Genomic DNA, 12,385 nt, shown 5'->3' with positions numbered 1-12,385 from the left:
TTTTTCTGGTGTCCCTGAATAAGGGAGATCAACACTAGTCAGCGAGTTTTCGCCCACTAGTGCGATACCTGCTGGAAGTAAAGAAAAATTATGTTTGAGAATTTAACAGATAAAATTGAGTCGGCCTTTTCCTTTTTTAACAAGATAACAAGGCTAGATGAGAAACAAGCTGATGAGGGTCTTAGAAAAATAAGACAAGCTTTATTAGAGTCTGATGTTGCGCTTTCGGTTACTAAAAAATTTATTGAAGATGTAAAACCAAAAATTATCGGCCAAGAAGTTTTAAAATCTGTAACCCCCGGCCAGATGATCATCAAAATAGTAAATGATGAATTAATTAAAGTATTAGGTAGCGAGAAGTCAGAACTAAATTTAGGAAATGTTCCACCAATTAAAATTTTAGTAGTCGGTTTACAAGGTTCAGGAAAAACAACTTCAACAGCAAAATTAGCTCATTTTTTACAAAAAAAATTATCAAAAAAAGTTCTAATGACGAGTTTAGATATCTATCGTCCAGCAGCTCAACAGCAATTACAGGTGCTTGGAAATGATAACGATATTAAAACATTGCCTATTGTTGAGGGTCAATTACCTGTTGAAATATCAAAGAGAGCTTTGAATGCAGTTTCTTTAAGCGGTGAGGATGTGGTTATTTTTGATACTGCGGGAAGAACTCAAATTGATCAACAGATGATGATGGAGCTAAAACAGCTTGAAAATGAAATACAGCCACATGAAATTGTGCTTGTTGCAGATTCGTTAACAGGTCAAGACGCAGTAAATATCGCTCAAGAATTTCAAAAAACTGTAAATTTATCATCGATTATTCTGACAAGAATTGATGGTGACGGAAAAGGTGGTGCTGCTTTAAGTATGAAGGCGGTAACAGGATGTCCAATTAAATTTTTAGCTACTGGTGAGAAAATTGATCAACTAGAAGCCTTTCATCCTGATCGTATTGCAAACCGAATCCTTGGCATGGGAGATGTTGTATCATTAGTTGAAAAAGTTGCTGAAGATCTAGAGCAAGAAAAAATTGAAAAAATTGAAGAAGATATAAAAAAAGGATCTTTTACTTTTGATACATACCTTCAACAAATAAGACAGATGAAGAAAGTAGGAGGTATGAGCGGAGTACTTAGTATGATGCCAGGTGTTTCAAAGATGAAAAAGCAAATTGATGAATCAAATCTAGATGAAAGCTTACTAAATAAACAGGAGGCAATCATTTTATCAATGACGCAAAAAGAAAGAGATAATCCAAAAATTATTGGAGGCTCAAGAAAAAAAAGAATTGCAAATGGATCTGGTACAGACATTTCAATGGTAAATAAACTTCTCAAACAACACAAGATGATGACAAATGTTATGAAAAAAATGTCAAAAGGTGGAAGAGGAGCTTTACAAGGTTTGGATGGTATTCCACCGGACCTTTTAAATAACTTAAAATAAAAAAAGAAAGGAACACAATGTTAAAAATAAGAATGTCTAGAGGAGGTGCAAAAAAAAGACCAGTTTATAAAATTGTAATTGCAGACTCTAGAAAACCACGTGACGGAAGATTTATAGAAAAAGTTGGCTTTTTTAATCCTCTGTTACCAAAAGATAAAAAAGAAAGATTGAGTTTAGATATTGAGAGAATTAAATATTGGTTAGAAAAAGGTGCAAAGCCATCTGATCGTATTGCAAGGTTTTTAGGTGAAGCGAATGTAATCCCTAAGCCAGCACAAAAGAATAACCCAATTAAAGCTAAACCAAAAAAGAAAGCTCAAGAAAGATTAGCTGCAGCAGAAGAAGCAAAAAAAGCTGCTGAAGAGGCTGCAAAAGCAGAAGCTGAGAAACCGGCTGAACCAGCTCAACCCGAGAATGAAGCTAAACCTGAAACAGAGGCGCCTAAAGAAGAAAAAGCTGCTGCTGAAACAAAGCCAGAAGCAGAGGCTCCTAAAGAAGGAAAAGCAGCCGAAGCTCCAAAAGCTGAAAGCAAAGAAGAAGATAAAAAATAAACTAGATATGTTCTCAGCTAATATTTTTACATTGTATCCTGAAATTTTTCCTGGAGCTCTTGGTCATGGAATTTATCAAAGAGCTTCAGAAAAAAAAATATGGGAATTAAATGTTAAAAATATTCGTGATTATGCATATGATAAGCATGCCACAGTAGATGATAAACCTTTTGGTGGTGGTAGCGGCATGGTTTTGAAAGCTGATGTGCTTAATGAATGTTTAGAGAAAAATTCAAACGATTATAAAACTTATTATTTATCTCCAAGGGGCAAAGTATTTAATCAAGAACTTGCCAATGAATTTTCAAAATTGAAAGGAATAAACTTATTATGTGGTCACTTTGAAGGAGTTGATCAGAGAGTATTGGATCACAGAAATATTGATGAAATTTCTGTTGGTGATTATGTTCTCTCAGGTGGAGAAAGTGCTGCAGTTGTTGTGCTTGATGCTGTTATAAGATTACTACCAGGTGTTCTTGGTAATGAAAATTCAACTAAAGAAGAGAGCTTTAATAATCATTTACTTGAATATCCTCAATATACTCAGCCAAGAAAATGGCGAGATTTAGAGGTTCCGGAGGTTCTATTATCTGGGAATCACGGGGAAATAAAAGACTGGCGTTTAAATCAATCACAGAGTATAACTCAGCGCCGTAGACCAGATTTATGGACTAAGCACTGTAATAAAAGTAATAAAAATTAAAATATGAATAGAATTGAAGAAATTGAAAAAAAACATTTAGAACAAGTTTCTGCTGGAAAAAAAATAACAGAATTTTTTCCTGGAGACACAATTAAAGTAAACGTTAGAATTGTAGAAGGAAAGAGACAAAGAGTTCAGGCTTTTGAAGGAGTTTGTATAGCTAAGAAAAATGGCGGAATTAACTCTTCATTCACAGTCAGAAAAGTTTCTTTTGGCGAAGGTGTTGAAAGAGTGTTCCAATTATATAGTCCAAACCTAGACTCTGTTGAATTGATACGTTCTGGAAAAGTAAGAAGAGCTAAACTTTATTATTTAAGAGACAGAAGTGGTAAATCTGCTCGTATTAACGAAAAAATCAAAAAGAAATTAGGTATAGAAGTAGTTCAAGAAGCTACAAAAGAGCAAGTAGCTAGCGAAAATTCAATAAAAGACGAAGTAGAAAAGCAATCTACTCCAACTGAAACAAAATCAGAAAATCCTAAAGATACAAATCAAGAAAAAAAATAATCTTATAATGGCTCAAACATTATACGACAAATTATTCGATAATCATTTGGTGGCAAAACAGGAAGATGGCACATGTTTATTATATATTGATAGACACTTAGTTCACGAAGTAACTAGCCCACAAGCTTTTGAAGGCTTGAGAATGAATAATAGAAAAGTCAAGCACCCTGAGTATACATTGGCTGTTGCTGATCACAATGTTCCTACAACAGATCGTAGCAAGCCAATTGAAAATGAAGATTCAAGAATTCAATATGAAACTTTAGATAATAACTGCAAAGAATTTGGTATCGATTTTTTTGGTTTAAATGATATTCGACAAGGAATTGTTCATGTGATTGGGCCAGAGCAAGGTTTAACACAACCTGGTATGACAATAGTTTGTGGCGATAGTCATACAGCAACGCACGGTGCATTTGGCGCTTTAGCATTTGGAATTGGTACATCAGAAGTTGAACACGTATTAGCAACTCAAACTTTGATTCAACAAAAATCTAAAAACATGAAAATTGAAATTCAAGGTAAACTTCCAACAGGAGTAACTGCTAAAGACATTATCTTAACAATAATTGGTAAGATAGGAACGGCGGGTGGAACTGGTTTCGTAATTGAGTATTGTGGTGAGGCCATTAAGAATTTAACAATGGAAGAAAGAATGACAGTTTGCAATATGTCGATTGAGGCAGGGGCAAGAGCTGGAATTATTCAACCAGATGAAAAAACAGTTGAATTTTTAAAAGATAGACCTTTATCTCCAAAAGGTGAAAATTGGGAGAAAGCAAAAAACTATTGGTTGTCATTAAAATCTGATGAAGGTGCAAAATATGATGAGACACTAATTTTAAAAGCAGAAGAAATTATTCCTTCCGTAACATGGGGAACTAGTCCTGAAGATGTATTACCAATAAATGCTTCAGTGCCAGGGCCAGAAAAATTTTCTGATCCTGATAAAAGAAAAGCGGTAGAAAGATCTTTGGATTATATGGGATTAAGCCCTGATACTAAATTAGATGAAATTTCTATTGATAAGGTTTTTATTGGATCATGTACAAATGGAAGAATTCAAGATTTAAGAGCAGCGGCAGAGATTTTAAAAGGTAAAAAAATTGCAAAGAATGTTACTGGCTACGTTGTTCCAGGATCTGGATTAGTTAAAAAACAAGCAGAGGAAGAAGGATTAGATAAAATATTTATAGACTCTGGACTTGAATGGAGAAATGCAGGTTGTTCAATGTGCTTAGGCATGAACCCTGATCAATTAAAACCCCAAGAAAGATGCGCGTCTACATCAAATAGAAATTTTGAAGGAAGGCAGGGAAGAGGCGGAAGAACTCATTTATGTAGCCCTGCAATGGCAGCAGCAGCAGCTATTGAAGGAAAGTTAACTGATGTGAGAAAGTTTAATAATGGATAAGTTTACTCAAGTTAAAAGTATTCCAGCGTATCTACCAATTGTAAATGTTGATACCGATATGATCATTCCAAAGCAGTTTTTAAAAACTATTAAAAGAACCGGTCTTGGTAAAAGTTTATTTTTTGAATTAAGATATGATGAGCAAGGAAATCCTTTAAAAGAATTTGTTTTAAATCAAGAACCATACAATCAATCTAAAGTTTTGATTGGAGAAAAAAATTTTGGCTGCGGGTCATCAAGAGAGCATGCTCCATGGTCATTGCTTGATTTTGGTATTAAGGTTGTTATTGCACCATCTTTTGCTGATATTTTTTATAATAACTGTTTTAAGAATGGAATTTTACCTATCGTTTTAAAAGATGAAGAAATTAAAGAATTAGCTGAGCTATCAAAGGAAAAAAAAGAAATTACAATAAATTTAGTAGAACAAAAAATTGAAAAAGGAGATAACAGACCTTTCGATTTTGATGTTGAACCATTTAGAAAAGAATGTTTGATGAATGGTTATGATGATATTGCCTTGAGTCTTAAAAAAACAAGCGATGTTGAGAACTATATAGAAAAACAAAAAAAAGCTACGCCTTGGTTATTTAGTGCCTAAAAATTTATTACTACTTGCTGGAGACGGTATCGGTCCAGAAATAATGGACGAGGTAAAAAAAATTATCTCTTGGTTAAATTCAAATAAGAATTTAGAGCTAAATGTAACAGAAGAATTAGCTGGCGGAGTATCATATGATAAACACAAAACTCCATTGACAGATGATGTTCTTTATAAAGCAATGGATAGTGATGCAGTTTTGCTAGGAGCTGTGGGTGGCCCGAAATATGATCAGCTTGAATTTTCTAAAAGACCAGAAAGAGCGTTATTAAGATTAAGAAAAGAATTGAGATTGTTTGCAAACTTAAGACCAGCAATATGCTTTTCTGAACTTGTAAGCGCTTCAAGCTTGAAACCAGAAATTGTTTCTGATCTAGATATCATGATTGTAAGAGAGCTGACGGGAGGAATTTACTTTGGTGAGCCTCGTGGAGTTGAACCTATAGCTAATGGAGAAAAAAGAGGTATCAACACACATGTTTACACTTCGAAAGAAATTATTAGAGTTGCAAAGGTTGCTTTTGATCTTGCCAAAAAAAGAAATAAAAAAGTAACATCAGCAGAGAAATCTAATGTGATGGAAGCCGGAATGCTTTGGAAGGAAGAAGTTCAAAAATTTTATGATGAAAATAAAAATTATAAAGATGTTGAACTAAGTCATATGCTGGCTGATAATTGCGCGATGCAACTTGTTAGAAATCCAAAACAATTTGATGTGATTGTTACTGATAACTTGTTTGGAGATATGCTTTCGGATGAAGCTGCAATGTTAACTGGATCTCTAGGAATGTTACCTTCTGCCTCATTAAGTGAAAAAGATAAAAATGGAAGAATTAGGTCAATGTATGAACCTTGCCATGGCTCTGCTCCTGATATTGCTGGTCAAGGAATCGCAAACCCACTTGCAATGATCCTTAGTTTTGCAATGGCTCTTAAATACTCGTTAGATTTAGATGGTGTTGCTGATGAAATTGATTCTGCTGTGAAGGCAGTTTTAAAGGACGGTCTTAGAACACCAGATATTATGGAAGATGGAAAGCGAAAAGTTTCAACTTCTGAAATGGGATCGGCAATCATCGATAAATTAAAGTAATTTAATTTAAATTGAGACATATTGTGATTTTGAATAATTTTTATTTTCAGTTAGATTAATCTTTATGAAATTTGAAAGTCCTTTGTCTCCACACTTACAAGTTTATAAATGGCAGTTGTCATCTCTACTATCCATTACACATAGAATGACGTCTATATTTAACTTAATGGGTATGATGTTTTTTGCATTGTGGATCTTCATGCTTTTTTTGGGAGAGAATGTTTATAAATATTTTGAAATTTTTTCTGCTACAGTTATCGGTAAGTTTATTTTTGTGGGCATAACTTGGTCTTTTTCTTATCATTTATTAAATGGTATCAGGCATTTATTTTGGGACATGGGCTATGGTTATGAAATCAAAACTGCAAATTTAAGTGGTATTTTAGTATTATTATCATCGTTTATTTTAACTTTTTTGGCTTGGGTGTTTTAATGAATCACGTTGTTTCAAAATGGTTATTACAAAGAGTGGCAGCAGTTATTTTATTACCATTTTTAATTTGGTTTTTATTTCATTTTGATAATTTAATGGCATTTAGTTATTCAGATGCAGTGATATTTTTAAAGAATAAGATTTATGTAGGCATATTAAGTTTGGTATTTCTTTTAGCATTTTTTCATATGAGAATTGGAATGGGAGAAATATTCGAAGATTACATCCATAATGAAAAAGTAAAAAAAATAGCTAGTGGTTTAATATTATTAATTTCTTTAATAATTCCTATTGCCGCTATCTCAGCAATGGTTATATTAGGATTATGAGTTACGACGTAATTAATCATGAATACGATGTAGTTGTAGTAGGTGCGGGAGGCTCAGGTCTTAGAGCTGCCGTTGGTTTGTCTGAGGCTGGTTTAAAAACTGCATGTGTTTCAAAAGTATTTCCAACAAGAAGTCATACAGCAGCAGCGCAAGGTGGGATTTCAGCTGCTCTAGGAAATATGTGTGAAGATGATTGGCGATGGCACATGTACGATACTGTAAAAGGTGCTGATTGGCTTGGTGATCAAGATGCAATTGAATTTCTATGTAAGGAAGCGCCTCAAGCAGTTATCGAACTAGAAAAATATGGAGTTCCATTTAGTAGAACTGAAGAAGGTAAAATTTATCAAAGACCATTTGGCGGAATGACGAAGAACTACGGAAACGGTGTGGTTCAAAGAACTTGTGCGGCAGCAGATCGAACAGGTCACGCTATACTTCATACTCTTTACGGACAAGCTCTTAAAAGAGACACTGAGTTTTTCATTGAATATTTTGCACTTGATTTAATTATGGAAAATGGAAAGTGCCAAGGGATTATTGCATGGAATTTACAAGACGGAACTATTCATCGTTTTAGATCAAAGATGGTCATACTTGCAACAGGTGGTTACGGAAGAGCTTATTTTTCAGCAACTTCTGCTCATACTTGTACAGGTGATGGTGGTGGAATGGTACTTAGAGCAGGACTTCCTTTGCAAGATATGGAGTTTGTTCAGTTTCACCCAACAGGAATTTATGGTGCTGGATGTTTAATTACGGAAGGCAGTAGAGGCGAAGGTGGCTTTTTAGTAAATTCAGAAGGTGAGAGATTTATGGAAAGATATGCTCCTTCAGCAAAAGATCTTGCTTCCAGAGATGTTGTTTCAAGATCAATGACAATTGAAATTAATGAAGGCAGAGGTGTTGGAAAAAACAAAGATCATATTTTTTTACACCTAAATCACTTAGATGCTAAAATCTTAAAAGAAAGATTACCCGGTATATCAGAGTCCGCAAAAGTTTTTGCTGGAGTTGATGTTACAAAAGAGCCAATACCAGTATTACCTACGGTTCATTATAATATGGGCGGAATTCCAACTAATTATTTTGGTGAAGTTTTAACTAAAGACGCAAATGGTTCAGATACTATTGTTGATGGTTTAATGGCTGTTGGTGAAGCCGCGTGTGTTTCAGTGCACGGAGCAAACCGTTTAGGTTCAAATTCTTTAATTGATCTTGTAGTGTTTGGTAAGGCGGCAGCGGTAAGAGCTGCTGAAAAAGTAAAGCCTAATTCTAAACATGAAGATATTTCAGATGCAGAAACTCAAAAATGCTTGGATCGATTTGACAAAATGCGAAATGCTGATGGTGATACACCAACTGCAATTTTAAGGGATAAAATGCAAAGAACTATGCAAAGTAAATGTGCGGTCTTTAGAACTGACAAGACATTAAAAGAGGGTTTAAATGAAATTCAAGAGCCTTGGCAAGGATTAAACAATATATCTATCAAAGATAGATCTTTAATTTTTAACACTGATTTAGTCGAAGCGTTAGAATTTGATAATTTAATTAGACAGTCACAGGTGACCGTTGCTTCTGCTGAGAATAGAAAAGAAAGCAGAGGAGCTCACTCTAGAGAAGATTTTAAAGAAAGAGATGATGAGAATTGGATGAAACATACTTTAGCATGGCATGAAGATGGAAAGGTAAAACTAAATTATAGAGATGTTCATAATTATACTTTAACCAATGACGTTCAATATTTCCCTCCGAAAGCAAGAGTATACTAGTTATGGTACAGTTTAATCTTCCAAAAAATTCAAAAATAAAAAAAGGCAACTATTTTAAATCAGATTCTGATTCAAAAAATATTAAAAAAGTAAATGTCTACAGATGGGATCCAGACAAAGATGAAAATCCTCGTGTAGATACTTACGAAGTAGATATGGATAATTGCGGTCCAATGGTTTTAGATGCATTAATAAAAATTAAAAATGAAATTGATTCAACTGTAACCTTTAGAAGATCATGTCGGGAAGGTATCTGTGGATCTTGCGCAATGAATATTGATGGATCAAATACACTTGCATGCACAAAGTCAGCCAAAGAGATTGATGGTGATATTAATATTTATCCATTGCCTCATATGCCAGTAATCAAAGATTTGGTTCCAAACTTAAAGCAACTTTATAAGCAATATCAATCTGTTGAACCTTGGATGCAATCAAGCAAAAGTTCAAACGGAACAGAAAGCCTACAAACTGTTGAAGATCGATCTAAATTAGATGGTTTGTATGAATGTATTTTGTGCGCATGTTGTGCAACTTCATGCCCTAGTTACTGGTGGAACGGAGATAAATATTTAGGTCCAGCAGTTTTATTACAAGCTTATCGATGGATCATTGATAGTCGAGATGAGGAACGACAAAAAAGATTAAAAAAAGTAGCTGATGAATTAAAGTTATTTAGATGCCATACTATTATGAACTGCACAAATGCCTGCCCAAAAGGATTGAATCCAGCTAAAGCAATTGGTTCTATTAAAAAAATGCTGGTGACTGAAAAGTCAGCGTAGTAATATTCAAATTATGAAAAATATTTTCCACTTTGTGGATGGAAAAGAGTTTAAAGGTGAAAGCAAAAGATTAGCTGATGTTTTTAATCCAGCAACTGGTGAAGTACAGGCTAAGGTTAATTTGGCATCAAAATCTGATGTTGATGCAGCAATAAAAGTTGCATCACAGGCTTTTACAGAATGGGCAGATACTCCACCAATTACGAGGGCAAGAATATTATTTAAATTTAAGGAACTCATCGAAAAAAATTCAGATGAACTAACTAAACTTATAGTTGCTGAACATGGAAAAGTTTATGACGATGCAAAAGGTTCATTAACAAGAGGCTTAGAAGTTGTTGAGTTTGCGTGTGGCATCCCTCATCTTTTAAAAGGAGAGTTTACGGAAAATGTTGGACGAGGAGTGGATAGCTGGTCTATGAGACAACCCTTGGGAGTTTGCGCTGGTATTACACCATTTAATTTTCCAGCTATGGTTCCAATGTGGATGTTTCCAGTGGCTATAGCATGTGGAAATACTTTTATATTAAAACCATCAGAGAAAGACCCAAGTTGTTCAATGATGTTAGGTGACTTATTAAAACAAGCAGGTTTACCTGATGGAGTATTTAATGTTGTGAATGGTGATAAGGAATCTGTTGATGCACTTTTAGAGCACAAGGATGTAGCTGCAGTTAGTTTTGTAGGATCAACAGGAATAGCAAAATATATTTATGAAAATGCAGCAAAATTTGAAAAAAGAGTTCAAGCATTAGGCGGGGCAAAAAATCATTGTGTAGTTATGCCAGATTCTGATCTTGATCAGGCAGTAAATGGATTAATGGGAGCTGCATATGGTTCTGCTGGTGAAAGATGCATGGCTCAGTCAGTAGCAGTTGCCGTTGGAAATGTAGGTGACGAGTTAGTAAAAAGACTTTCTCAAAAAGTTGAAGCCTTAAAAGTAGGTCCTGGGATGGACAAAACATCTGAAATGGGTCCGCTTGTTACCAAAGAACATTTAGAAAAAGTCAGAGGCTATGTAGATCTTGGCGTTGAAGAAGGTGCAAAACTAGTTGTTGATGGCAGAAACTTAAAATTACAAGGATATGAAAATGGCTTCTACATAGGTGGCTGTTTATTTGATCATGTCACTGACAAAATGAGGATTTATAAAGAGGAAATCTTTGGCCCAGTTTTATCTGTTGTTAGAGTTAAAGACTTTAATTCAGCAGTTGATTTAATTAATAATCATGAATATGGAAACGGAACATCTATTTTCACTAGAGATGGAGACAGTGCTAGAACTTTTACAAACAAAATTAAAGTGGGAATGGTAGGAGTTAACATACCAATACCAGTTCCAATGGCTTTTCATAGCTTTGGCGGATGGAAGCGCTCTTTATTTGGCGACCAGCATATGCACGGACCAGAAGGAGTAAGATTTTATACAAAATTAAAAACTATTACTTCAAGATGGCCTTCAGGAATAAAAGATAATCCTGAATTTACAATGCCAACTATGAAGTAAGAATTTTCTAATTTATTTTACAATTTCTTTAAAATTGATTTATAGTTAATTTATGAGCATCGCGCGAGTTGGATTTGTTGGTTGGAGAGGAATGGTTGGTTCTGTTTTGATCAACAGAATGATCGAAGAAGAAGATTTTAAAAAGATTAAAGATCCAGTTTTTTTTAGCACTTCGCAGTCTGGCAAAGAAGGTCCTGATATTGGAAAAGGTGAAAATATTTTACAAGATGCTTTCGATATTGAAACTCTTAAAAAAATGGATGTCATTTTAACTTGCCAAGGTAGCGACTATACAAAAAAAATTTTTAAAGATTTAAGAAATAATGGATGGAGAGGTTTTTGGATTGATGCTGCATCAAATTTAAGAATGGAAGAGTCGAGTACAATTGTATTAGACCCTATTAATAAAAATCTTATTAAAGATGCGTTAAAAAAAGGAAAAAAAGAATTTATTGGTGGCAACTGTACTGTGAGCTGTATGTTAATGGGTATTGGAGGCTTGTTTAAAAAAGGGTTAGTAGAATGGGCAACTTCAATGACCTATCAAGCTGCATCAGGAGGTGGAGCTCAAAATATGAGGGAGTTGCTTAACCAAATGCACTGTCTTTATGATAGTTCAAAAGAACTTTTGCAAAACCCCGCTTCTGAAATTTTAGAAATTGATAAAAATGTTTATAATGAAATGAATTCTAAAAAATTTCCTGTTGATTACTTTGGGGTACCATTAGCGGGCAGTCTTATTCCGTGGATTGATTCCAAGTTAGATAACGGTCAATCACGTGAAGAGTGGAAAGCTTTTGCTGAAACTAATAAAATTTTAGGAAATTCAAAACCTGTACCAATTGATGGAACTTGTGTAAGAGTAGGTGCAATGCGTTCTCATAGTGCGGCATTAACCATAAAACTTAACAAGAAATTACCGTTAAATGAAATTGAAAATATCATTGAACAAACCAGCGAATGGACCAAGTTAATTCCAAATGAAAAAGAAGTTACAGTAAAAGAATTGAGTCCAGCAAAAGTAAGTGGTTCATTAATCATTCCTGTTGGCAGAGTAAGAAAATTAAATATTGGTGATGATTATCTTAACGTGTTTACCGTCGGTGACCAATTATTATGGGGAGCTGCTGAACCTTTAAGAAGAATGTTAAATATAGTTTTGCATCATTAAACTTCATAGAAATATACACTTTTACTGCTTCAATTTAGTCTTTGATTTTTGTTATCCATTAAAT

General features: G+C 34.2%; 13 protein-coding genes. All 13 read left to right on the top strand.

Annotated features, from left to right (window positions below; genetic code table 11):
* The first annotated feature begins 90 nt into the window (after positions 1–90).
* On the top strand, positions 91–1,452 hold the full coding sequence (gene ffh, locus ACTTAT_RS01270; protein ID WP_440679237.1) for a signal recognition particle protein: 1,362 nt from the start codon (positions 91–93) through the stop codon (positions 1,450–1,452).
* Positions 1,453–1,469: 17 nt separating this feature from the next.
* A complete protein-coding gene (gene rpsP / locus ACTTAT_RS01265; RefSeq protein ID WP_440679236.1) occupies positions 1,470–2,003 on the top strand; it encodes a 30S ribosomal protein S16 in 534 nt (177 codons plus the stop codon).
* Between the two features lie 7 nt (positions 2,004–2,010).
* A complete protein-coding gene (gene trmD / locus ACTTAT_RS01260; protein ID WP_440679235.1) occupies positions 2,011–2,706 on the top strand; it encodes a tRNA (guanosine(37)-N1)-methyltransferase TrmD in 696 nt (231 codons plus the stop codon).
* Positions 2,707–2,709: 3 nt separating this feature from the next.
* A complete protein-coding gene (rplS, locus tag ACTTAT_RS01255; protein WP_440679234.1) occupies positions 2,710–3,213 on the top strand; it encodes a 50S ribosomal protein L19 in 504 nt (167 codons plus the stop codon).
* 7 nt (positions 3,214–3,220) lie between these two features.
* Positions 3,221–4,627 carry a 3-isopropylmalate dehydratase large subunit gene (gene leuC, locus ACTTAT_RS01250; RefSeq protein ID WP_440679233.1) on the top strand — a complete coding sequence of 469 codons (1,407 nt, stop codon included), beginning with the start codon at positions 3,221–3,223 and terminating at the stop codon, positions 4,625–4,627.
* Positions 4,620–5,228, top strand: coding sequence for a 3-isopropylmalate dehydratase small subunit (gene leuD / locus ACTTAT_RS01245; protein ID WP_440679231.1), 609 nt, complete (start codon positions 4,620–4,622; stop codon positions 5,226–5,228). The genes leuC and leuD overlap by 8 nt, the downstream gene beginning before the upstream one ends.
* Positions 5,221–6,321: a 3-isopropylmalate dehydrogenase gene (gene leuB / locus ACTTAT_RS01240; RefSeq protein WP_440679230.1), complete on the top strand. Its 1,101-nt coding sequence runs from the start codon at positions 5,221–5,223 to the stop codon at positions 6,319–6,321. The genes leuD and leuB overlap by 8 nt, the downstream gene beginning before the upstream one ends.
* A gap of 64 nt (positions 6,322–6,385) precedes the next feature.
* Positions 6,386–6,754, top strand: coding sequence for a succinate dehydrogenase, cytochrome b556 subunit (gene sdhC / locus ACTTAT_RS01235; RefSeq protein ID WP_440679229.1), 369 nt, complete (start codon positions 6,386–6,388; stop codon positions 6,752–6,754).
* Positions 6,754–7,083 carry a succinate dehydrogenase, hydrophobic membrane anchor protein gene (gene sdhD / locus ACTTAT_RS01230; RefSeq protein WP_440679228.1) on the top strand — a complete coding sequence of 110 codons (330 nt, stop codon included), beginning with the start codon at positions 6,754–6,756 and terminating at the stop codon, positions 7,081–7,083. Before sdhC ends, sdhD begins: the two co-directional genes overlap by 1 nt.
* Positions 7,080–8,858 (top strand): succinate dehydrogenase flavoprotein subunit, encoded by a 1,779-nt coding sequence (sdhA, locus tag ACTTAT_RS01225; protein ID WP_440679227.1) that lies wholly within the window; start codon positions 7,080–7,082, stop codon positions 8,856–8,858. Before sdhD ends, sdhA begins: the two co-directional genes overlap by 4 nt.
* Positions 8,859–8,860: 2 nt before the next feature.
* Positions 8,861–9,643, top strand: coding sequence for a succinate dehydrogenase iron-sulfur subunit (locus ACTTAT_RS01220; protein WP_440679226.1), 783 nt, complete (start codon positions 8,861–8,863; stop codon positions 9,641–9,643).
* A gap of 13 nt (positions 9,644–9,656) precedes the next feature.
* A complete protein-coding gene (locus ACTTAT_RS01215; RefSeq protein WP_440679225.1) occupies positions 9,657–11,150 on the top strand; it encodes a CoA-acylating methylmalonate-semialdehyde dehydrogenase in 1,494 nt (497 codons plus the stop codon).
* A 52-nt stretch (positions 11,151–11,202) separates the two neighbouring features.
* Positions 11,203–12,321: an aspartate-semialdehyde dehydrogenase gene (asd, locus tag ACTTAT_RS01210; RefSeq protein ID WP_440679224.1), complete on the top strand. Its 1,119-nt coding sequence runs from the start codon at positions 11,203–11,205 to the stop codon at positions 12,319–12,321.
* Positions 12,322–12,385 lie beyond the last annotated feature (64 nt).

The sequence above is a fragment of the Candidatus Pelagibacter sp. HIMB1517 genome, from assembly GCF_052047895.1.
Lineage (GTDB): Bacteria > Pseudomonadota > Alphaproteobacteria > Pelagibacterales > Pelagibacteraceae > HIMB114.
Note: the sequence above shows the minus strand (reverse complement) of the source record. Positions and strands in the feature narration are given on the sequence as shown.